21 protein-coding genes are annotated in these 22,073 nt (G+C 65.6%); 11 read left to right on the top strand and 10 right to left on the bottom strand.

The window, feature by feature from the left end:
• Nucleotides 1–5: 5 nt before the first annotated feature.
• From tsaE to RFM40_RS05730, 6 genes are all read left to right on the top strand, one after another.
• Nucleotides 6–1,517 carry a tRNA (adenosine(37)-N6)-threonylcarbamoyltransferase complex ATPase subunit type 1 TsaE gene (gene tsaE, locus RFM40_RS05755; protein ID WP_320227814.1) on the top strand — a complete coding sequence of 504 codons (1,512 nt, stop codon included), beginning with the start codon at nt 6–8 and terminating at the stop codon, nt 1,515–1,517.
• Nucleotides 1,514–2,236 carry a nucleotidyltransferase family protein gene (locus tag RFM40_RS05750; protein ID WP_320227813.1) on the top strand — a complete coding sequence of 241 codons (723 nt, stop codon included), beginning with the start codon at nt 1,514–1,516 and terminating at the stop codon, nt 2,234–2,236. The genes tsaE and RFM40_RS05750 overlap by 4 nt, the downstream gene beginning before the upstream one ends.
• Nucleotides 2,233–5,367 carry a double-strand break repair protein AddB gene (addB, locus tag RFM40_RS05745; protein WP_320227812.1) on the top strand — a complete coding sequence of 1,045 codons (3,135 nt, stop codon included), beginning with the start codon at nt 2,233–2,235 and terminating at the stop codon, nt 5,365–5,367. Before RFM40_RS05750 ends, addB begins: the two co-directional genes overlap by 4 nt.
• Entirely contained in the window at nt 5,364–8,876 is a 3,513-nt protein-coding gene (gene addA, locus RFM40_RS05740) for a double-strand break repair helicase AddA (protein WP_320227811.1), read from the top strand. Before addB ends, addA begins: the two co-directional genes overlap by 4 nt.
• 75 nt (nt 8,877–8,951) lie before the next feature.
• The gene (gene trxA, locus RFM40_RS05735) at nt 8,952–9,275 is read left to right on the top strand and encodes a thioredoxin (protein WP_040972836.1); all 324 of its coding nucleotides are present in this window, start codon (nt 8,952–8,954) and stop codon (nt 9,273–9,275) included.
• A gap of 132 nt (nt 9,276–9,407) precedes the next feature.
• Entirely contained in the window at nt 9,408–9,689 is a 282-nt protein-coding gene (locus tag RFM40_RS05730; protein ID WP_320227810.1) for a cupin domain-containing protein, read from the top strand.
• A gap of 6 nt (nt 9,690–9,695) precedes the next feature.
• Here RFM40_RS05730 and RFM40_RS05725 read toward each other — a convergent pair whose 3' ends face one another.
• The 6 genes from RFM40_RS05725 to RFM40_RS05700 form a co-directional block, all read right to left on the bottom strand.
• The gene (locus RFM40_RS05725; RefSeq protein WP_320227809.1) at nt 9,696–10,115 is read right to left on the bottom strand and encodes a VOC family protein; all 420 of its coding nucleotides are present in this window, start codon (nt 10,113–10,115) and stop codon (nt 9,696–9,698) included.
• A 95-nt stretch (nt 10,116–10,210) separates the two neighbouring features.
• Nucleotides 10,211–11,536 carry a bifunctional folylpolyglutamate synthase/dihydrofolate synthase gene (locus RFM40_RS05720; RefSeq protein WP_320227808.1) on the bottom strand — a complete coding sequence of 442 codons (1,326 nt, stop codon included), beginning with the start codon at nt 11,534–11,536 and terminating at the stop codon, nt 10,211–10,213.
• A 62-nt stretch (nt 11,537–11,598) separates the two neighbouring features.
• Complete coding sequence (gene accD, locus RFM40_RS05715) at nt 11,599–12,525, bottom strand: acetyl-CoA carboxylase, carboxyltransferase subunit beta (RefSeq protein ID WP_320227807.1); 927 nt, start codon at nt 12,523–12,525, stop codon at nt 11,599–11,601.
• A gap of 97 nt (nt 12,526–12,622) precedes the next feature.
• Nucleotides 12,623–13,462, bottom strand: a complete 840-nt coding sequence (trpA, locus tag RFM40_RS05710; protein WP_320227806.1) for a tryptophan synthase subunit alpha — start codon at nt 13,460–13,462, stop codon at nt 12,623–12,625.
• Nucleotides 13,463–13,464: 2 nt separating this feature from the next.
• Nucleotides 13,465–14,715, bottom strand: a complete 1,251-nt coding sequence (gene trpB, locus RFM40_RS05705) for a tryptophan synthase subunit beta (protein ID WP_320227805.1) — start codon at nt 14,713–14,715, stop codon at nt 13,465–13,467.
• An 81-nt stretch (nt 14,716–14,796) separates the two neighbouring features.
• Entirely contained in the window at nt 14,797–15,456 is a 660-nt protein-coding gene (locus tag RFM40_RS05700) for a phosphoribosylanthranilate isomerase (RefSeq protein ID WP_320227804.1), read from the bottom strand.
• On the opposite strand from RFM40_RS05700, the gene RFM40_RS05695 reads away from it, so the two are divergent.
• Nucleotides 15,443–15,781, top strand: coding sequence for a hypothetical protein (locus RFM40_RS05695; protein ID WP_320277303.1), 339 nt, complete (start codon nt 15,443–15,445; stop codon nt 15,779–15,781). The two genes, RFM40_RS05700 and RFM40_RS05695, sit on opposite strands and share 14 nt — an antisense overlap.
• A 267-nt stretch (nt 15,782–16,048) precedes the next feature.
• On the opposite strand, the gene RFM40_RS05690 is transcribed toward RFM40_RS05695, so the two are convergent.
• The 4 genes from RFM40_RS05690 to RFM40_RS05675 all read right to left on the bottom strand — a co-directional run bounded on the left by RFM40_RS05690 (nt 16,049) and on the right by RFM40_RS05675 (nt 19,434).
• Nucleotides 16,049–16,801 carry a M48 family metallopeptidase gene (locus RFM40_RS05690; RefSeq protein ID WP_320277302.1) on the bottom strand — a complete coding sequence of 251 codons (753 nt, stop codon included), beginning with the start codon at nt 16,799–16,801 and terminating at the stop codon, nt 16,049–16,051.
• A 119-nt stretch (nt 16,802–16,920) separates the two neighbouring features.
• Nucleotides 16,921–17,403 carry a DUF2852 domain-containing protein gene (locus tag RFM40_RS05685; RefSeq protein WP_320277301.1) on the bottom strand — a complete coding sequence of 161 codons (483 nt, stop codon included), beginning with the start codon at nt 17,401–17,403 and terminating at the stop codon, nt 16,921–16,923.
• Between the two features lie 115 nt (nt 17,404–17,518).
• The gene (locus tag RFM40_RS05680; RefSeq protein ID WP_320277300.1) at nt 17,519–18,661 is read right to left on the bottom strand and encodes a benzoate/H(+) symporter BenE family transporter; all 1,143 of its coding nucleotides are present in this window, start codon (nt 18,659–18,661) and stop codon (nt 17,519–17,521) included.
• Nucleotides 18,662–18,663: 2 nt separating this feature from the next.
• Nucleotides 18,664–19,434 carry an alpha/beta hydrolase gene (locus RFM40_RS05675; RefSeq protein ID WP_320277299.1) on the bottom strand — a complete coding sequence of 257 codons (771 nt, stop codon included), beginning with the start codon at nt 19,432–19,434 and terminating at the stop codon, nt 18,664–18,666.
• Between the two features lie 228 nt (nt 19,435–19,662).
• Between RFM40_RS05675 and infC the strand changes: the two genes are divergently transcribed.
• The 4 genes from infC (at nt 19,663) to rplT (ending at nt 21,996) form a co-directional block, all read left to right on the top strand.
• Nucleotides 19,663–20,199 (top strand): translation initiation factor IF-3, encoded by a 537-nt coding sequence (gene infC / locus RFM40_RS05670; RefSeq protein ID WP_320218878.1) that lies wholly within the window; start codon nt 19,663–19,665, stop codon nt 20,197–20,199.
• A 209-nt stretch (nt 20,200–20,408) separates the two neighbouring features.
• The gene (locus RFM40_RS05665) at nt 20,409–21,056 is read left to right on the top strand and encodes a methyltransferase family protein (RefSeq protein WP_320277298.1); all 648 of its coding nucleotides are present in this window, start codon (nt 20,409–20,411) and stop codon (nt 21,054–21,056) included.
• Nucleotides 21,057–21,295: 239 nt separating this feature from the next.
• Entirely contained in the window at nt 21,296–21,499 is a 204-nt protein-coding gene (gene rpmI, locus RFM40_RS05660) for a 50S ribosomal protein L35 (RefSeq protein WP_027166935.1), read from the top strand.
• Between the two features lie 95 nt (nt 21,500–21,594).
• The gene (gene rplT / locus RFM40_RS05655; protein ID WP_040968947.1) at nt 21,595–21,996 is read left to right on the top strand and encodes a 50S ribosomal protein L20; all 402 of its coding nucleotides are present in this window, start codon (nt 21,595–21,597) and stop codon (nt 21,994–21,996) included.
• Nucleotides 21,997–22,073: the final 77 nt, after the last annotated feature.

Below are 22,073 nucleotides of genomic sequence, written 5' to 3'. Positions count from 1 at the left end.
GCGCTTTGGCAAAGACCGTTCTGGAACGTTTTCTCGCCGATGAGGCGGCGACCGCAAGGCTTGGCGAAGACCTCGCCATGGCGCTGCGGACAGGCGACGCGATCGCGCTCAAAGGCGATCTCGGCGTAGGCAAGTCGACGCTGGCCCGGGCGCTCATCCGGGCGCTCGCCGACGATGCCGGTCTCGAAGTGCCGAGCCCGACCTTCACGCTGGTGCAGAGCTACGAGACGCGGATACCCGTCCATCATTTCGACCTCTACCGCCTCTCCTCGCCGGACGAGCTGGACGAGCTCGGCCTCGACGACGCGCTGGCGCAGGGCGCCGCGCTCATCGAATGGCCGGAGCGGGCCGGAGACCGGCTGCCGGCAAATGCGCTCGAGGTCGAGCTTGCCGAGCAGGGCGCGGGTCGGTCGGCAACCATCTCGGGACAAGGATCCTCGTTCGAGCGGATGACGCGCTCGCTCGCGATGCGCGATTTTCTGGCCACCGCCGGATGGGGCGAAGCGAGCCGCCGTCATTTCGTCGGCGATGCGTCCGCCCGCTCCTACGAAATCGTCTCGCGTCCCGGCCAGGCGCCGCGCGTGCTGATGAACTCGCCCCGCCTCGTGCTCGGGCCGCCGGTGCGCGACGGCAAGCCCTATGCGGTGATCGCCCATACGGCCCAATCCGTCACCGCCTTCGTCGCCATCGACCGGGCGCTGCTTGCCGCCGGCGTCAGCGTGCCGGCGATCCATGCCCAGGATCTCGACCAGGGCTTTCTGCTGCTCGAACATCTCGGCTCGGAAGGATTTTTGGGCAGCGACGGCCACCCCATCGCCGAACGCTATGAAGCGGCGGCGGAACTGCTCGCCATGATGCATGGCAAGGCCTGGCCGGATCGCATGGAAGCAGCGCCGGGCGTGTTCCACGAGGTGCCGCCCTTCGACCGCGAGGCGATGCTGATCGAGGCCGATCTTTTGGTCGACTGGTATGTGCCGTGGATCACGGGCAAGCCGGCAAGCGATGAATTGCGAGCCGGCTACCACAAGGAATGGAACGCCTTGCTCGACCGGCTTGCGGGCCAAGAATACACACTGATGCTGCGCGACTTCCATTCGCCCAACATCATCTGGCGCGGCGAGCGCTCCGGCCTCGACCGGCTCGGCATCGTCGACGTCCAGGACGCGCTGATCGGGCCGGCCGCCTATGACGTCGCCTCTTTAGCCATGGATGCGCGCGTGACCGTCTCGCCAGAGGTCGAGCGGCGGACGGTCGAGGCCTATGTCGCCGCGCGGCGCGCGGCCGGCGCCTTCGACGAAGCGGCCTTCGCCGAGGCCTATGCGATCATGGCGGCTCAGCGCAATTCGAAGATCTTCGGCATCTTTGTGCGGCTCGAAAAGCGCGACGGCAAGCCTTACTATCTAAAACACCTGCCGCGCATCCGCGATTATCTGAGGCGGGCGCTGGCGCATCCGGCGCTTGCCAGTCTGAAGGGATTCTATATGGCCCACGGCCTGCTGGAGGAACGCTCGCCATGAAGCCGAAGACCGCCATGGTGCTTGCGGCAGGCCTCGGCAAGCGCATGCGGCCGATCACCGATACGATGCCGAAGCCGCTGGTGAAGATCGCCGGCAAGACCTTGCTCGACTGGGGACTGGACAGCTTGGAAGCGGCCGGCGTCACCAGGGCCGTCGTCAACGTGCATTATCTGCCGGAGCAGATCATCGCCCATGTCGCCGGCCGCCGGGCGCCGAGGATCGTCATTTCCGACGAGCGCGAAGCCCTGCTGGAATCGGCGGGCGGCATCGTCAGGGCGCTGCCGCTCTTGGGCAGCGCGCCCTTCTACATCGTCAACGCCGACACGTTCTGGATCGACAGCGGTGAACCCAGCCTCGAGCGCCTTGCCCTTGCATGGGACGCTGCCAGAATGGATATTCTGCTGATGCTCACCGATCTCGACTCAGCAACCGGGCACTGTGTCGGCACCGACTTCCTGGTAGCGCCGGACGGCGCCTTGCGGCGTTCGAAGGGCGATCCGGCCGGCCTGATCTATGCCGGCGCCGCGATCATCCATCCGCGCGTATTCAAGGACGCTCCGGAGGGCTCGCATTCGCTCAATGTTTATTTCGACAAGGCGATCGCCGCCGGCCGCCTGTTTGGCATCGCGATGAGAGGCCGCTGGATCACCGTCGGCACGCCTGACGCCATTCCGGCGGCCGAAGCAGCGGTCGCCGGCGCGCTAGCGAAAGCGGTATGAGCGGCTCGCGCCGCGTCTTTTCCATTCCGCCCGGAGCGCCGTTTCTGCCGACGCTGGCGGAGGCATTGCTCGACGGCCGCCTGATCCCGGGCTTCCGCTTCGACGGCGATCCGCTGGCGCTCGCCGACGCCACCATCTATGTGCCGACCCGCCGCGCGGCACGCGCCCTGCGCGGCGCCTTCGTCGACACGCTTGCTGAATCGGGAGGGGGCAGGCGCTCGGCGATCCTGCCGACGGTGCGGCCGCTCGGCGAGTTCGACGAGGATGAAGCCGCCTTCGATGCAGAAACCGCACCCGCCATCGATCTCGCCCCGCCGATAGCGGCGCAGGAGCGGCTGCTGTTGCTGGCGCCGCTGGTGCGTGCCTGGAAGGAAAGCCTGCCGGCGCATGTCAGGGAGCGGTTCAACGAGGAATTCGTCGTGCCGACCTCGGCCGCTGACGCCATCTGGCTGGCGCGCGATCTTGCCCGCCTGATGGACGAGATCGAAACCGAGGGCACGGACTGGGCCAAGCTCGCAACGCTGGTCACCGGCAACCTTGCCGGCTGGTGGCAGGTGACACTCGATTTCCTCGGCATCGTCAACGACAACTGGCCGGAGTTGCTGAAGGAGCGCCATCGCTCCAATCCGGCCGCGCACCGCAGCGCGCTGATCCGGCTGGAGGCGGCGCGGCTGAAGCGCAATCCGCCGGTCGGGCCGGTGATCGCCGCCGGCTCGACCGGCTCCATTCCCGCGACCGCCGAACTGCTTGGCGTGATCGCCGGCCTGCCCAACGGCGCCGTCGTGCTGCCCGGACTCGACCGCGAGCTCGACGACGCGTCTTTCGCGGCGATTTCGGCGCCCGGCGCGCGACCCGCGACGCTCGGCCACCCGCAATATGGTCTCGCCAAGCTGATCGGCGGCATCGGCATCCCGCGCCGCGATGTCGAGGAAGTCGGCGCGGCGGCGAAGCCGCTTGCACTGCGCTCGGCCCTTGTCGGCGAGGCGCTGCGGCCGGCCGAGACCACCGAGCGCTGGACGGAGACACGACCACGTTTCGCGGCAAATGATGTCGAACAGGCGCTGGCCGGCGTGACGCTGGTAGAGGCCGCCAACGAGCGCGACGAAGCGGTGGCGATCGCGATCGCGCTAAAGCGCGCCGTGGAATTGCCCGGCAAGCGTGCGGCGCTCGTCACCGGCGACCGGGCGCTGGCGCGGCGCGTCTCGGCGGAGCTCCTGCGCTTCGGCGTCGTCGCCGACGATTCCGGCGGCGCGCCGTTGTCCAACACGCCGGCCGCCAGCCTGCTCAGGCTCGCACTGAACGCCGCGTTCCGGCCCGGCGATCCGGTGGGTCTATTATCGCTGCTCAAGCATCCGTTGCTTGGCCTCGGCCTCGAACGCCAGATCGTGCGCAAGGCGGCCGAATTGATCGAGCTGGTTGCGCTGCGCGGCGGCACGGGTCGTCCCGATGTCGCATCGCTCGGCGAGCTTTTCGAGACGCGGCTCGCGGACCTGAGCGGAGACACCCGCCAGCCCTTCTGGTTTTCGCGCCTTAGCGTGCGCGGCATCGAGCAGGCGCGGAATGTGCTTGGCCGTCTTGCTAATGCGATCTCGCACCTTACGGCAACGCGCGGCGAGCAGGGCGCCGATATCGCGACATTGACCCGGGCGAACGTCGTGGCGCTGGAAAGTCTTGGCCGCGCGGCCGACGGCAGCCTGACCGAACTCTATGCCGGCGATGCCGGCGAGAAGCTTGCCGAGCTGCTGCGCGGTCTGGTCGCCGCATCCTCGCCCTTCACCTTCGCGGCGAGCGAATGGCCCGACGTAATGGAGGCGCTGATCGCACCGGAAACGGTCAAGCCGGCGCAAGGCACCGACCGCAACATCGCCATCTGGGGCGCGCTGGAAGCCCGGCTGCAGAGCGTCGACACGCTCGTCATCGGCGGGCTGAATGAAGGCGTATGGCCGCGCAAGCCGGAGAGCGACCGCTTCATGTCGCGGCTGATGAAGACCGGCATCGATCTCGAGCCGCCGGAGCGGCGCATCGGCCTGGCCGCGCATGACTTCCAGATGGCAATGGGTACTGAAACGGTGGTGCTGACGCGTTCGGCGCGATCCGGCGACGCGCCGGCGGTGCCGTCGCGCTGGCTGCAGCGCATCCTGACCTTCATCGGCAAGGACCAGGCGACGGCGCTTAGCCGGCGCGGCGACGCGCTGCTTGGCTGGGCGCGCGCGTTGGACGCCGGTGACAGGAAAGACTTCGCGGCGCGCCCGCAACCAAAACCGCCGCTACGGCTCAGGCCGCAGCATTTCTCGGTCACCGAGATCGAAACGCTGCGTCGCGACCCCTATGCGATCTATGCCCGGCGTATCCTCGGCCTGATGCCGCTCGACCCGCTGATCCGCGATCCGGGCGCTGCCGAGCGCGGCACGCTGTTCCACGAAATCCTGCATCTGTTCTCGCGGCGGGTGGAGGACCCAAGGGCGCCGGGCGCGCTGGCAAGCCTGATCGAGGCCGGCCGCATCTCCTTTGCCGACGCAGCACTTCCGCCCGATATCGAAGCGGTATGGTGGCCGCGCTTCGAAAAGCTCGCCGAAAACATCATCGAATGGGAACATACCCGCGCCGAGGCCGTCGCCCGGCGCTTTGCCGAGGAGCGCGCCGAAAAGACCGTCGTCGGCCGTACCGGCGTCACGCTCTCCGGCTATGCCGACCGCGTCGACTTGCTCGCCGGCGGCATGGCCGATATCCTCGACTACAAGACCGGTTCCTCGCCCTCGAAAGCGCAGGCGCACACGCTTCTGTCGCCGCAACTGGCGCTCGAAGGCGCGCTGCTCAGACGCGGCGCCTTCAAGGAGCTCGGCATTTGCGAGCCCTCGCAGCTTGCCTTCGTGCGGCTGAAGCCGAATGGCGAGGTTTTCGAGGAATCGATCCTCGAATATAACCGCAAGCCGAAGACCGCCAACGAGCTTGCCGAGGAAGCCTGGGCGCGGCTGGAGCGGCTGCTCTTCCACTATGCCGACCCGACCACCGGCTATCTGTCGCGTGCGCTGCCGTTCCGCGAAGGCGAAGCCGATGGCGACTACGATCATCTGGCACGGGTGCTAGAATGGTCGGCCGGCGGCGCCAGCGAGGACGAGGCGGAAGGATGAGATATCCGATCCCCTCCGATACCGCCGCCAGCCAGGCCCGCGCCTCCGATCCGCAGAATTCCGCCTGGGTCTCGGCCAATGCCGGGTCCGGCAAGACGCATGTGCTGGCGCAGCGCGTCATCCGGCTTTTGCTCAACGGCACCGATCCGTCGAAGATCCTCTGCCTCACCTATACGCGCGCCGCCGCCGCCAACATGTCGAACCGCGTGTTCTCGACCCTGTCGGAATGGACGGCGCTTCCCGACGCCGAACTCGCGGTCAGGATCGCCGCGCTCGACGGGCGCGGCGCCGACCGCGACACCATGCGGCGTGCGCGCCGATTGTTCGCCGAGGCGCTCGAGACGCCGGGCGGCCTAAAAATCCAAACCATTCACGCCTTCTGCGAATCGGTGCTGCATCAGTTCCCGCTCGAGGCCAACATCCCGGCGCATTTCGAGATGCTCGATCCGCCGATGGAGGCCTCGCTGTTCGCCGACGCCCGCCGCGACATGATCTCGGGTGCGGGCGCCGGCGTCGAAGGCCTGGCGGAGGCCTTTGCGACGGTGCTGGAGCGCGGCGGCGAATTCGGGCTCGACATGCTGCTCTCCGAGATCGTCGGCAAGCGCGACGACTTGCGCGGCTTCATCCAAAAGCTCGGCAAGGACCGGGATTTCGGGCCGCTCTTCGCCGAATTCGGCTTCAGGCCCGGGCAGACGGCCGAGGACATCGCCGCGTCCGTCTGGCCGCTGCCTGGCTTCGCACCCGGCCAGTTCGGCGAATTCGCCCGCGCCGCCGAAGCGGCTGACGCACGGCAAGTCCTGAACAATTTGCTGCCTTACGCGCGGGGCGCCTTTGCCGAGGCCGATCCGATCCGGCGGCTGCGGCTGCTTGCCAAGGCGTTCCTGCGCTCCGACGGCGACCCTTACGACCCGCCCAAAATCTTCAAGAGGGCGTTGGTCGACCGGCTGCCTGACCTGCCGGAGCGCTATCTGGCGGCAGCCAAGGCGATCCTCGATGTGTCGGACCGGCTGGCGCTGTTCCGCATGCTCGAAGGCACGGCCGCGGCGCTCACCGTCGCCGGCTGGCTGATCGCCCGCTACGAGCAACTGAAGCGCGGGCGGGGCTTCCTCGACTTCAACGATCTCATCACCCGCACCGTCAGCCTGTTGTCGCGGCCGGATGCCGGGCCATGGGTGCAATTCAAGCTAGACCAGGGCATCGATCACATCCTGCTCGACGAGGCGCAGGACACCAGCCCGGACCAGTGGGAGGTGGTGAAGAAGCTGACGGAAGAGTTCTTCGCCGGCCTCGGCCAGCGTGAGGCGGTCAAGCGCACGGTCTTCGCCGTCGGCGACGAAAAACAGTCGATCTATTCCTTCCAGGGCGCTGCACCCGATTCCTTTGCCGAGAGCCGGCTTTTGTTTGCCGGGCGCGTGCGCGACGCCGAAGCCTCTTTCGCCGACCTCAAGCTCACCTGGTCGTTCCGTTCGAGCGACGACGTGCTTGCCGCCGTCGACCGCGTCTTTGCCGAACCGGGCGTGCGGCGCGGCATCAGTCACGATCCCGATCCGCTAAGCCACAAGGCGATCCGCACCGACGCGCCTGGCTATGTCGAGGTGTGGCCTTCGATCGGCGCCGAAATGGTCGAGGAGCCGGACGACTGGACCTTGCCGGTCAACCACGCCAGCGCGCCGGCCGTGCGGGTGGCGGAGCACGTGGCCACGACCATCCAGAACTGGCTGCGCAATGGCGAGATCATCGAAGGCAAGGGCCGGAAGCTGACGGCCGGCGACATCCTTGTCCTGGTGCGCAAGCGCGACCGCTTCGTGCATGCGCTCTCGCGCAGCCTCAAGAACCGGCAGATCCCGGTCGCCGGCGCCGACAGGCTGAGCCTGCCCGGCCATATCGCCGTGCAGGACCTGATCGCGCTCGGCCATTTCTTGATCCAGCCGGAGGACGATCTGTCCCTGGCCGCAGTGCTGCGCAGCCCGATCTTCGAGGTGTCCGAGGAGACCTTGCTGATGGTCGCCGGCGAGAGACCCAAGGGGCAATCGCTGATCGCCTCGCTTCGGCAGCGTGCGGCTGGGGACGAGGCACTGGCCGCCGTCGTTAGCCGGCTCGACAGCTGGGCCAACGAGGTCGCCTTCAAGCCGGTGTTCGAATTCTACGCCGCCGCGCTGGCGCGCGATGGCCTGCGCCGCACGATGACGGCGCGGCTCGGGCCGGAAGCCGGCGACATCCTGGACGAATTCCTGAGCTTCTGCCTGGCTGAGGAGCGCATCGGCCTGCCGGGGCTGGAATCCTTCCTCTCGACGCTCGAAAACGCCGGTCCCGAGATCAAGCGCGAGATGGACCAGACGCGCGACGAGGTGCGCGTCATGACCGTGCATGCAGCGAAAGGCCTGGAGGCGCCGGTCGTTTTCCTGGTCGATGGCGGCTCGGCGCCGTTCAGCGACCAGCACCTGCCGCGGCTGATGGCCTTCGAAAGCTCCGGCACGCAATGGAGGGGCAAGGGCTATCTCTGGCGCTCGGCCAGCGACGTCGCCAACGGTGTTTCGCGGGCGGCTTCGGCGCGGGCGCGCGAGCTTGCCGACGACGAATACCGGCGGCTGCTCTATGTCGGCATGACGCGTGCCGAGGACCGGCTGATCGTCTGCGGCTATCACGGCAAGCGGGCGCCGAGCACGGGAACCTGGCATTCGATCGTCAGCCGGGCGCTGCTCGGTGCGCCGGAAAGCGCGGAGCGCCGGCATCCGGCGACGGCCGAGATGGCGGTGCATCGCTTCCATCTGACGAAGCTGCCGCCGGTGGCGCTCACCGGAGCGGACGAGACGGCACCATCGGAGCATGCCGCGCCGCTGCCGGACGGCCTGTTCCGGCCGCTGCCGCCCTATGAGGAGCTGCCGCGACCGCTGTCACCCTCCGGTGCCTCGGCGCTGATCGACGAAGCGAGCGAAGCCACCCCCGACACGCGCTCGCCGGTGCTCGACGCTGAGGCTGAGCCTGGGTTCGCGGTGATGCGCGGGCTGGCGCTGCACAAGCTGCTGCAGATGCTGCCCGGGATCGCCGAGGACGAAAGGCGAAGTGCTGCGGAACGCTATCTGGCGCGCGCCGGCGCTGATTGGCCGGCGGCGGAGCGCGGCAAAGCGCTGGAGGCGGTGCTTTCGATCCTTTCCGACAAAGGGTTTGGCGCGCTGTTCTCGCCGTCTTCACGAGCGGAAGTCGCGGTCATGGGCAGCCTGGAGGTCAAGGGCAAGCTGCGCTCCATCTCCGGCAAGATCGACCGGCTGGCCGTCACTGCGGAAAAGGTCTCGATCGTCGACTACAAGACCAACCGGCCGGCGCCGGCGAGCCTGGGCGAAGTGCCGCCGGCCTATGTGCTGCAGCTTGCGCTCTACCGCGCGCTGCTGAAGCCGCTTTATCAGGGCCGCGAGGTGACGGCGGCGCTGCTCTTCACCGAGGCGCCCAGGCTGATCGAGCTGCCCGCCAAGGCCATGGACGATGCCCTTGCCCGACTCACGGGAGCGTGACACAAGAACTGCTTGAACATCGCCGCCACAACCACCACATTTGGTGCAACCCCGAGTTCTCGAAAGGATTTCAGCATGGCCACCGTCAAGGTCGACAAGGGCAATTTCCAGGCCGATGTGCTCAACGCCAAGGAGCCGGTCGTGGTGGATTTCTGGGCCGAATGGTGCGGTCCCTGCAAGATGATCGCCCCGGCGCTGGAAGACATCGCCAAGGAGCTCGGCTCGAAGATCAAGGTCGCCAAGCTCAATATCGACGAGAATCCCGAGTTGGCCGCGCAGTACGGCGTGCGCTCGATCCCGACGCTGATGATCTTCAAGGGCGGCGAGGTGGCCGACATGAAGGTGGGCGCCGCGCCGAAGACCGCGCTGTCGCACTGGATCAACGGCAGCCTCGCCTGAGCCCCAATCCAAAGATTCGACGAATGAGCCCGGCCATCGCGCCGGGCTTTTCTTTGGCGCCATCGCTGACGGCGCTCTGGCCCTGACGCTGTGACCCGCCATCTCCTCTTCTACGAGAAAAGGAGAGCCTCAATGACCGGAACAGCCAAGGCCACCGTTTTCGTCGACAACGACCGGGTCATCGTCACCGAATACCGCTTCGCCCCGGGCGCCAACACCGGCTGGCACCGCCACGGCCACGACTATGTCGTGGTGCCGCTGATGGACGGCAGGCTGAACCTTGTGACCAAGGAGGGTGAATCCTTCGCAGAGATGAAGAAAGGCGCGCCCTATTTCCGCAGGGAAGGCGTCGAGCACGACGTCATCAACGCCAATGACGGCGAATACGCTTTTATCGAGATCGAGCTGAAATAAGCGCCCTCACCAGTCGGCGACGCGGTCGCCGCCGGTGAATTGCGCGCTTTTGCCGGTATATTCGAACAGCTCGATCCTGACGCCGTTGGGGTCTTTGATCCAGGCCTGATAGGTGTCGTCGCAGGCGAGCTTCTTCGGCGTCACCTCGACGCCTTTCGACCGGATATGGGCGATGGCCGCCTCGATATCCTCCACTTCGAGGCAGAAGTGATTGATCTGGTTGCGCTCGCTGTAGCTGGCCTCGCTCTTCTCGAACACCTCGACATGGCTGCGGCCGCCGCAATCGAGATAGAAGCCGAAGATCCTGCCGTCGCGCAGGAAATTGAACCTTGTATCCATGCCGAGCACGTCCCGGTAGAAGCCGCGCGTCGCCTCCAGGTCATGCGCGAAGATGCAGACATGGGCGAGCTGCTTCACCTGGATCATGGCCGCTCCAACTCTTTGTTTCTGCGCAATTCCGAACGGAAAACCGCTACGCACTTTCCTCGAATTGCCCCGGCAATTGTCCCGTCGTACCCCTGTCAGGTCGGCGGCGTGCCGTTCTCGTCCAGCACCGCGCCGGCGAAATAGAGCGAGCCGCCGATGAGGATGCGCGGCGCCGGGCCGTCCCAGCTGTCGCGCAACAGCATCAGCGCATTGGCGATGGAGCCGACCGGCTCGGCCGACAGACCGGCGTCCGTGGCGCGCAGCGCCAGCTCATCGTTCGGCACGCCGGCATCGCTCTTGCTGACCGGCACCGTGTAGACATGTCGTGCAAGCCCCTTGAACGCGCTGAAATAGCCGCTCTGGTCCTTGGTGTTGATCATGCCGGAGATGAGGATCAGCGGGCGCGGGTTCTTTTCCTCCTGCTCGGCCAGCGCTTCGGCGATGACGACGCCGGCGCCCGGATTGTGGCCGCCGTCGAGCCAGATCTCAGCGCCCTTGGGCGCGAGGTCCACCAGCCTGCCCTGCGTCAGCTTCTGCATCCTGGCCGGCCAGGCGACATTGGCCATCGCGCGTTCGGCGGCGCGGTGGCCGATCTCGAAGCCGGCCGCCTTGACCGCGGCGATCGCGGCGGCGGCATTGGCGAACTGGTGCCGTCCAGGCAGGCGCGGCAGCGGCAGATCCATCAGGCCGTCCTCGTCCTGATAGACCATGCGGCCGTTCTCCTCGAAAGCCAGGAAATCCTGGCCGTAGACGACGGTCGGGCAGTCGAGCCGCTCGGCGGTCTCGATCAGCACCTCGAGCGCCGTCTCGCTTTCCTGAGCGCCGATCACCACCGGGCAGCCCCGCTTCATGATGCCGGCCTTTTCGGCAGCGATCACCTCGACCCGATCGCCGAGATAGGCCTCGTGATCCAGCGACACCGGCATGATCACCGAGACGGCAGGCCGCTCCACGACATTGGTGGCATCGAAACGGCCGCCGAGCCCGACCTCGATGATCGCCGCTTCGGCCGGATGCTCGGAAAACAAGATGAACGTGACGGCGGTGAGGATCTCGAAGACGGTGATCTTCTGGCCCTGATTGGCCTTGGCGACGCGCGCGATGGCCTCGGCAAAGACATCGTCGTCGACCAGCTTGCCGCCGCCCTCTGCCGCCAGCCGGTAGCGTTCGTGCCAGTTCACCAGATGCGGCGAGGTATGGACGTGGACGAGATGGCCTGCCGCCTCCAGCAGCGCCCGCGAGAAGGCGGCGCAGGAACCCTTGCCGTTGGTGCCGGCAATATGGATGACCGGCGGCAGCCGGTCCTGCGGACTGCCGAGACGCTCGAGCAGGCGGGTGATGCGGTCCAGCGAAAGGTCGAAGCCTTTCGGGTGGAGCGTCATCAGATGTTCGATTTCGCGGTCGGCGGCGAGCGTTGTCATGGCGGAATCCTAAGCGCAGCCCGGCTGGCGCGCAATCGCGGTTCGCGGCGAACGGTGTCGCGTCAGGCCTGCGGCCGGGATTCGGCGTTGACGACCGCCGGCGGCAGGATTTCCGGCTCGACCGGCTTCTCTGGCGCCGGCATCTTGAGCAGCATCTTCAAGAGCCGCGCGATGGTTGAGCGCATCTCGAGACGCGAGACCACCATGTCGACCATGCCATGCTCCATCAGGTATTCGGCGCGCTGGAAGCCGTCGGGCAGCTTCTCGCGGATGGTCTGCTCGATGACGCGCGGGCCGGCAAAGCCGATCAGCGCGCCGGGCTCGGCGATGTGGACGTCGCCCAGCATGGCATAGGAGGCGGTGACGCCGCCCGTGGTCGGATTGGTGAGCACGACGATATAGGGCAGGCCGGCTTCCTTAAGCCGGTCGACGCCGACCGTGGTGCGCGGCAGCTGCATCAGCGAGAGGATGCCCTCCTGCATGCGGGCGCCGCCGGAGGCGGCGAACAGGATCAGCGGCCGCCTGCGCTGCAGCGCGACCTCGAAGGCGTGGACTATTGCCTCGCCGGCGGCCATGCCGAGCGAACCGCCCATGAAAGCGAAATCCTGCACCGTGACGATGACCGGCAGGCCGCCGATGGTGCCGGCGGCATTGAGGATCGCATCCTCGAGGCTGGTCTTGGCCTTCGCCTCTTTCAGGCGGTCGGTGTAGCGCTTCTCGTCGCGGAACTTCAGCGGGTCCTGGACGACCTTGGGATTGTCCAGCGTCTCGTATTTGCCGTCGTCGAAGAAGTATTTCAGCCGCTCCTTGGCCGAGATCTTCATGTGGTGGCCGGAAGCAGGGATGACGAATTGGTTGGATTCCAGATCCTTGTGAAAGATCATCTCGCCGGTCTCGGGATCCTTGATCCAGAGGTTTTCCGGCATGTCGGTGCGCCGGCCGAGCATCGAATTGATCTTCGGGCGAACGTAATTGGTGATCCAGTTCATCGCTTCGGCTCCTGTCCTGACGAGGAGTTAATGCATGCCGCCCAAAAGTGGACCCGGTTTTGGGGCAACGGCATGCACAAAACCGGATTTAGGAAAACTATTCGGCGGCAGCAAGGCGGGCCGAGCGCACGCCCTGAGCGAGGCCACTGACCAAGGTGGCGACCGCCTCGGCGGGATCGGCGGTCTTCTCGCCCTTGGGGCCGAGCACATTGGCGACCGCGTTGACGATCGCGGTGCCGACGACGACGCCGTCGGCCGAAGCGCCGATCACCCGGGCCTGCTCGGCGGTCTTGACGCCGAAACCGACGCAAATCGGCAGCGCGGTGTGGCCCTTGATACGCTTCACCGCCGTCGCGACCTTGGCGGTGTCGGCAAGGGCCGAGCCGGTGATGCCGGTCATCGACACGTAATAGACGAAGCCGGAGGTGTTCTGCAAAACCTTGGGCAGGCGCTTGTCGTCGGTGGTCGGCGTCGCCAGCCGGATGAAGTTGATGCCGGCCTTCAGCGCCGGGATGCAGAGCTCCTCGTCCATTTCCGGCGGCAGGTCGACGACGATCAGGCCGTCGATGCCGCTGGCCTTGGCGTCAGTGAGGAAGCGATCGACGCCGTAGATGTAGATCGGGTTGTAATAGCCCATCAAAACGATCGGCGTCTCATCGTCGCCGGCGCGGAATTCGGAAGCCATCTTCAGAGTCTTGACCAGCGTCTGGCCGCCTTTCAGCGCCCTGAGGCCTGCCGCCTGGATGGCCGGGCCGTCGGCCATCGGGTCCGAGAACGGCATTCCCATCTCGATGATGTCGCTGCCGGCGCCGGGCAGCGCCTTCATGATGGCCAAAGAGGTTTCATAATCCGGATCGCCGCCCATGAAATAGGTGACCAAAGCCGGACGGCCTTCGGACTTGAGCTTCGCCATGCGGCGGTCGATGCGGGTCGTCATTGTCAGATCTCCATGCCCAGCATGTTAGCCACCGTATGCACGTCCTTGTCGCCGCGGCCGGACAGGTTGACGATGACGATCTGGTCCTTGTCCATTTTCGGCACGATCTTCATCGCATGCGCGATGGCATGCGCCGATTCCAGCGCCGGGATGATGCCTTCGACGCGGGTCGTCAGCTGGAAGGCTTCCAGCGCCTCGTCGTCGAGGATCGGCTCATATTGGACGCGGCCCGAATCGCGCAGCCAGGAATGCTCAGGCCCGACGCCGGGATAGTCGAGGCCGGCCGAGATCGAATGGCCGTCGAGGATCTGGCCGTCCGAGTTCTGCAAGAGATAGGTGCGGTTGCCGTGCAGCACGCCGGGCTGGCCGGCATTCATCGAGGCGCAATGCTCGACGCCGTCGAGGCCGCGCCCGCCGGCTTCGACGCCGATGATGCGGACCTCATTGTCGTCGAGGAAGGGGTGGAACAGGCCGATGGCGTTGGAGCCGCCGCCGACGGCGGCGATGATGACGTCGGGCAGCCGGCCTTCCTGCTGAAGCACCTGGGCACGCGCTTCCGAGCCGATCACCGACTGGAAGTCGCGCACCAGCTCCGGATAGGGATGCGGACCGGCGGCGGTGCCGATCAGGTAATAGGTGTCCTCGACATTGGTCACCCAGTCGCGCAGGGCCTCGTTCATGGCGTCCTTCAGCGTGCCGTGGCCGGCGGTGACCGGCCGCACCTCGGCGCCGAGCAGCTTCATGCGGAAGACGTTGGGGCTCTGGCGGGCGACGTCGGTGGCGCCCATGTAGACGACGCAAGGATAGCCGAAGCGCGCCGCAACCGTGGCGGCAGCGACGCCATGCTGGCCGGCACCGGTCTCGGCGATGATGCGCTTCTTGCCCATGCGCTTGGCGAGCAGGATCTGGCCCAGGCAATTGTTGATCTTGTGCGAGCCGGTGTGGTTGAGGTCCTCGCGCTTGAAATAGACCTTGGCGCCGCCCCCGAGGCCCCTCGCCGAGGAAACCTCACGAAGATGCTTGGTCAGGCCCTCGGCGAAATAGAGCTTCGACGGCCGCCCGGCATAGTGGGTGGAGAGGTTCTGCAGCTCGGCCTTGAACTCCGGATCGTTCTTGGCCTTGTTCCACTGCTCTTCGAGGTCGAGGATCAGCGGCATCAGCGTCTCGGCGACGAAGCGGCCGCCGAAAATGCCGAACATGCCCTGCTCGTCGGGCCCGGTGCGGAAGGAATTGGGCATAGCCGGCTTGTCCATCGCCGATCTCCTAAGTCTTGACTGGTGAGCTTGCCGGAAGGCCGGCTTTCGCCTTTCCGCGGCATGCCCAGGTTGGGTTCGTCAGGCGGCGCGGTCGTCGCGCGCGGCCCTCACGGCCCGGAAAAACTGCTCGATCAGCGCCGGATCCTTGACGCCCGGAGCGCTTTCCACGCCGGATGAGATGTCTATTCCGGGCGGATTGGCCAGTCTCAGGGCATCGCCGACATTGGCGGCGTTGAGCCCTCCGGAAAGCATGTAATCTAGGCCGGCGTCAAGGCCGGCAAGGATGCGCCAGTCGAAGGCAACGCCGTTGCCGCCCGGCAATTGCGACCCCTTGGGCGGCTTGGCGTCGAACATGAAGCGGTCGGCGATGCCGATATAGGGTTTAATCCGCTCGAGATCCGCCGCTTCGCCGACCGACAGCACCTTCATGACCGGCAGGCCGTAGCGCGCCTTGAGCTCCGCCACCCGCGCCGGTGTTTCGGCGCCGTGGAGCTGCAGCATGTCGGGCCGCATCCCGGCGACGATCTCGTCGAGGAAGGCATCGTCGGCATCGACGGTGACGGCGACCGCCTTGGCCTTGCCGACGGCCGCCTGGCGCAGCCGGCCGGCGTCGACGGGTTCGATATAGCGAGGGCTCCTGGCGAAAAAAATGAAACCGACATGGCTGGCGCCGCCGGCAAGGGCGGCAGCCATCGCGGCGTCGGTCTTCAATCCGCAGATCTTGATGTCGAGCGTCATGGCGCGGGATTGGCACGAAACGGCCAAAGAGTCGAGAAAAAGCATGCTGTTGCCGGACGATCAGAAAGCGCTAACTTTCTCAGGAGACAAGGCGGGAGCAACAATCATGGCCGACCAGACCGTCGCCGAACTCAGGCAAAAGATCGCGCAGGCGCGCGAGGTGATCGCGCATCTGATGGAGAAGTCCGACTTCAACGGCGCCGAGGCGCACCGGGCGCTGGATTATTTCGGCGGCGATGCGTTCGATAGGAATTTTTTACCCTGGCCGCATCAGGGCGAAGAAGGGCTCCGGCCGGAAGAGCTTAATGCGGCGAATGACGATTGAGCGGTCAATCGCAGCGTGGGTTTAAGCGAGCAGCAGCAGATAGGTCGGCGGGACAGCACCCCCCTCTGGCCTGCCGGCCATCTCCCCCACGAGGGGGGAGATGGCCGGCGCGCTGGCTTTCGCCGACCACCAACGTTGCAGGAACGGCGCCTTCGGCGAAACTGCCAATCTCCCCCCTCGTGGGGGAGATGCCCGGCAGGGCAGAGGGGGACGCGAAGGAACTCTGACGTGTACATTTTGCGCGCTTCTGCGCGTAACGGCAGGTAGCTACTCAAACACGATCGCCTGCAGCGCGCCGCCGTTGCGCTTCAGCCAGTCCTTGCAGCGGTCGGTGTCGGGGCAAAGCTTTTCGCACAGCTTCCAGAATTTCGGGCCGTGGTTCATCTCTTTCAGATGCGCCACCTCATGTGCCACCAGGTAATTGATGACCGGCGGCGGCGCCATCATGATGCGCCACGAGAAGGAGAGATTGCCCTCCGAGGTGCATGACCCCCAGCGGCTAGAGGTATCCTTATACCGGATTGCCTTGGCGCGCTTGCCGATCGCCTCGGTGTGCTTGACCACCAGCTTCTCGATCTCGCGCTTGGCTTCGCGTTTCAGATAATCGGCAATGCGGCGCTGCAGGTGCACGCGCTCGCCATGGACGATCAGCAGCGGGCCGCGATCGTCGCGCGCAATGGTGACGGTGCCGCGCTTTGCCGGCTCATGGACGATGCGATGCGGCACGCCGCGGATCGGAATCTTGATGCCGGGCCGCACCTGCGGGCGCATCGGCACCTTGGCCAGGCGCTGCTCCAGCCAGTCCTGGTGGCGGTCGAGGAATTTCTCCACCTCGCCGCGCCGCAGGCCGGGCGGCACGGTGATGCGCAGGCCCTGACCGCCGGAATCGATGCGCAGCGTCAGCCGCCGGGCCCTGGCGCTCTCGACGATCTTGAGCGGCAGCGTGCGGCCGGCGACGCAATGCTCGCGCTCCACGACGGGCGCGGGCTTGGTCAGGTTGCGAAAGAGGCCGATGGACATTGCTGGACGATACGCGATTCGAGGAAAACGGCCAGAGGAGGGAAGCTATATGGAGAACAAAAAAGAAACGGCGCCGCTTGCGCGACGCCGCATGTCATACCGGGGCCTGTCGCCTGGCCTCAGTCGTCGAGCAGGTTCGTACCCTTGCCGCGCTTCGGGGCGGTCTTTCCGGTCGTGTCGTTCGTGGCGGTCGGCGCAGTCGGCTTGTTGCGCTGCGCCATGAAGCGGTCGAACTCTTCCTGGTCCTTGGCGCGGCGCAACTCGCGGGCGTATTCGTCGAATTCGCTCAGCATCTCGTCGAGCTTGCGGCGCTCCTCGGCGAGGCGCTCGAGCTCCTTCTCGCGCCAGTCGTCGAAAGCGACGTTGCCGGTGCGGGACGAGCCATGGCCCCAGCGGGCAGCCTTGTCGGAGCCGCGGCGGCAGCCGGCGAAGATGCCGTCCGTGGCGCGGTTGACGTCGCGCTTGAAGCCTTCGAGCCGGTCGCCCCAGATGATATAGGCGAGCATGGCGAGGCCGAGCGGCCAGAACACCATGAAGCCGATCACCATCAGCGCGATGGTCGCCGGCGTCCAGGCCGGACGGATCAATGCGGTTGTGTTCATTTCTCCCAATCCTTCCGTTGGAGACAGCCAAACCGGCTGCGTGGAATCGAAATGGGAAGGCGAAATCGGCGATTCAAGGCAAGTTCGGCCAAAACCGGCGAAGGGTTTGAAATGATTATCGCTTTTTGAGTTTTTCGAGGAAAAGCACTGCCATTCCGGCAACCAGCCCCCAAAATGCCGCGCCGACGCCGAAAAGCGTGAGCCCCGAGGCCGTCACGGCGAAGGTGACGGTGGCCGGCATGCGCTCGCCTGCGTCATGGAGCGCGATCGACAGCGCGTTGGCTAAAGGCGCCGTCAGCGCCAGGCCGGCGACCAGCACGATCAGGCTCTGCGGCAGGACGGCGAAGATCGCCACCAGCGAGGCGCCGAAGATGGCGAAGATCAAGTAGGCGAGCGCATAAAACGGCCCGGTCTTCCAGCGCTCGGCGGGGTCCGGATGGACATCCGGGCCGGTGCAGATCGCCGCCGAGATCGCCGCCAGATTGGTGGTCGAGGCGCCGAACGGCGCCGAAAGCAGCGAAAACAGGCCGGTGACGCCAATCAGCGGGCCGGGCTCCGGATGGTAGCCGGCGGCTTTCAGCACGGCGAGGCCGGACAGATTCTGCGAGGCCATGGTGACGAGGTAGAGCGGCAGGGCCAGTCCGATGATCGCCGAGATGGTAAACTGCGGCGCGATCAGCGTCAGCGTCGACAGCTCCGGCGCCGGCAGGCCGCCGACGCGGCCGGTGAGCAAGGCGGCAAGGCCGCCGCCGATCAGCACCACCAGCACCGACAATGCCGGATTGAACAGCCGGATGACGAAGAAGGCGGCGATCAGCGGCAGGATCAGCCACGGATCGGAAGGGATGGCCTTCACCGCATTGATGGCGAAGCCGATCAGGATGCCGGCCAGCATGCCCGATGCGACCGAGGCCGGAATCATCGCGATCAGCCGGGTCAGCGGCTTGAACAGGCCGGTGGCGATCAAAAGCACGCCGGTGACGATGAAGGCGCCGACGGCTTCCGGCATGGTGAAGCCGCCGGAGGCGGCAATCAGCGCCAGGCCCGGCGTCGACCAGGCGGTGATGACTGGCATCCTCGTGCGCCAGGACAGCCACAGGCACTCGATCGCCATGGCCAGGCAGATCGCCGTAACCCAGCTCGCGGTCTCGATCTGGGTAGCGCCGACAGCCTTGGCGGCGGCGATGACGATGGCGAGGGTGCCGCCGAAGCCGACGATTGCCGCGACGAAGGCGGATATCGGAATGGAGATGCGCATCGTCAGGCGACCCGCCAGACCATGTCGCCGACGGCGCGCTGGAGCAGATCGAGGTCCTCCGGGCGGGACAGGCGATGGTCGCCGTCGGGGATCAGCGACAGCGTGACGTCGTCGGCCGGCAAAAGCGCCGCGAGTTTTAACGCATGCCCCGATGGCACGTCCGGGTCGGCGAGACCCTGCAGAATGTGCACCGGGCAATGGGTGTCGATCGGCCCGGTCATCACCCGGTTCGCCCGGCCATCCTCGATCAGCGCGCGCGTGTAGATATAAGGCTCGTCCGAATAATCAGACGGTTCCTCGAAAAATCCCTTTTTCGAAAGGTCGCGCTTTTGCGCCTTGGTCAGGACCGGTTCGATCAATTCGGCGGTAAAATCCGGCGCCGGCGCAAGCAGAACCAGGCCGGCGATGCGATCGTCGCCGGCCTTGCGCAATTCCTGCACCATGCGTAGCGCGATCCAGGCTCCCATCGAGGAGCCGACCAGGATCTGCTTGCCCTTGCTGAAGCTCCGCAAGACGGCGAGGCTCTCGGCCAGCCATATCGAGATCGTGCCGTCGGCGAAATCGCCGCCGGATTCGCCATGGCCGGAATAGTCGTGGCGCAGATAGGCGCGGCCTTCGCGGCTCGTCCAGGCCGACAGGGCCTCGGCCTTGGTGCCCAGCATGTCGGACTTGTAGCCGCCCAGCCAGACGATGCCGGGCGCGGCACCCGGCGCCTGCCTGACGGCGATGCTTGCCCCGTCCACGTCGATGAAAACTGGTGCGCTGGCGTTCATGACCTTGTCCTTCCCGGCCGGTCTTTTGGCATAAACGGTGGTTCGCCGAAAAGTGCTCGTGTCCTTTCTTCGCTTGGTGCAGGCAATGGCCAGTTTCTAGAGGCAAGCTTTGAGGTGATTTCCTGGCGAGGCTGTGCTATTGACTCCGGCCGCGCGCTCACCACATAGGCGCGTCCAAGGACTTGAATCTAAAGAACCCCTATCGAAACGGCCGAGGAGACCACGACCATTCGCAGACCTTTCAAAGCAGCGGCACCCACCAAGGACGGTCCGCGCTCCAACCGAGACATCCGGGTTCCCCGGGTCCAGCTCATCGACGCCGAGGGCCAAAATCGCGGCGAAGTTTCCATCAACGACGCATTGCTGCTTGCCGAAGAGGCGGGGCTCGATCTCGTCGAGATATCGCCCAACGCGCAGCCGCCCGTCGCCAAGATCCTCGATCTAGGCAAGCTGAAATACGCCAACCAGAAGAAGGCGGCCGAAGCACGCAAGAACCAGAAGGTCATCGAGATCAAGGAGATCAAGATGCGCCCGAACATCGACAGCCATGACTACGAGACCAAGATGAAGGCCGTGCGGCGCTTCTTCGAGGAAGGCGACAAGGTCAAGCTGACGCTGCGCTTCCGCGGCCGCGAGATGGCGCATATGGAGCTCGGCATGCAGCTCCTGAACAAGGTCCGCGAGGAAGTGGCGCCGATCGCCAAGGTCGAGGCCGAGCCGAAGCTCGAAGGCCGCCAGATGATGATGGTGCTGGCGCCCCGCTGACAGGGCGCCTCACATTTCCTTTCCCTCCAGGAGCCATCCGACGCGACCGCCGCAATCCGTCGCACCGATCACGGTTTCGAGAAAGAGAATTGACCGGCCGGCGCTGCTTCGTGCTCCAAAATCCGCCTGAATTGCGGAGCACGGCGTCCCGACGATCGGCGGGGCGCCTACCCGATCGCCGGCAAACCCTCGACGATCGGACTGCAATCATGGTCGATGACGTGAAATTCGCGAATGACGACCCGCCCGCCGGGTTGGGCGGCTACCAGCAGATGCGCAGGCTGGTGCTGGCGGTGCTGATCGTGGCGCTGTTCGCGGCATTGCTGTTCGGCCAGTCGACGTTCCCTCCCGATACGCCGGTGCACGAATCGATCGAGATGTTCGGCGTGCTCCTGATCGTCCTCGGCGTCGTCGGGCGCCTGTGGTCGACGCTCTATATCGGCGGGCGCAAGTCCTCCGAAGTGGTCACCGGCGGGCCCTATTCGATCACCCGCAACCCGCTCTATGTGTTCTCGACGGTGGCCGCAGCCGGTGTTGGCGCCCAGATCGGCTCGTTCAGCGGCATCGTCCTGTTCGCGCTTCTGTGCGCCGGGGCCTTCCATATCGTCATCCTGCGCGAGGAGAAATTCCTCAAGCAGGCGCTCGGCGCCCCTTACGAAGCCTACCTGGCGCGCGTGCCGCGTTTCTTTCCAAAACTCTCGCTTTACCAGGAAGGCGACACCGGCAGCTTCAAGCCGCGCCTGCTCTTGAACACGCTGCTCGACGGGCTTGTGTTCCTGGTGGCGCTGCCTGCCTTCGAGCTGATCGACGGCGCGCAGCAGTCGGGGATGCTGCCGGTGTGGTTCCGCCTTCCGTGATGAGGACAGCGCGTCGCATGGCCTGAGGTGTTGCGCGCAGGCCGTCTTTGATCTATAGGACCGCCGTTCCGCGTATCGGCCCGGAAATCGTTTCGATTTTCGGCAAACACGGTACGCAGAACAAAAAGGAAGAACCGCCCGGCAGGGCATGCCGTGGCGGTTTCATTTGCTTTTCGGGCTCTGGTCGGCCCGAAGCGAACAAGAAGCGCGATGGTGCGCCCACGATACGGAGTAGCAAAATGCCCAAGATGAAGACCAAATCGGCCGCCAAGAAGCGGTTCAAGATTACTGCCACCGGCAAGGTGCTGTCGGCTGCCGCCGGCAAGCGTCATGGCATGATCAAGCGTTCCAACAAGTTCATTCGCGATGCCCGTGGCACGATGGTTCTGGCTGAACCGGACGGCAAGAAGGTCATCAAGAATTTTCTGCCGAACGGCCTCTAAGGCATTCGGTCCGGAACAGCTTTTGTTTTTTACGCAATTCCGAACGGAAAACCGCTAGGCACTTTTCCTGGAATTGCTTTTAAGGAGATCATGACATGGCACGCGTAAAGAGAGGCGTCACCGCCCACGCCAAGCACAAGAAGGTCCTGAAAGCCGCCAAGGGTTTCTACGGCCGCCGCAAGAACACCATCCGCATCGCCAAGCAGGCGGTGGAGAAGTCGCTGCAGTACGCCTACCGCGACCGCAAGAACCGCAAGCGCTCGTTCCGCGCGCTGTGGATCCAGCGCATCAACGCAGCGGTGCACGAGCACGGCCTGACCTATGGCCGCTTCATCGACGGCCTCAACAAGGCCGGCATCGAGATCGACCGCAAGGTGCTTTCGGACATGGCCATCCACGAGCCGCAGGCTTTCGCAGCACTTGTCGCCAAGGCCAAGGTCGCGCTCGAATATCTGAAGAACACCACGCCGAATGCTTTTGAGAGCGCTGTAGCCTAACCAGCGCCTTCCCAAGCTTTTCGACACTTGATTTGGGAAACCCGCGCTGGCAGGGCTGGCGCGGGTTTTTCTTTGCT

The organism is Mesorhizobium captivum (genome assembly GCF_033977165.1).
Classification (GTDB): domain Bacteria; phylum Pseudomonadota; class Alphaproteobacteria; order Rhizobiales; family Rhizobiaceae; genus Mesorhizobium; species Mesorhizobium captivum.
The sequence above is the reverse complement of the archived record's forward strand: the minus strand, read 5'-3'. Positions and strand labels throughout refer to the sequence as shown.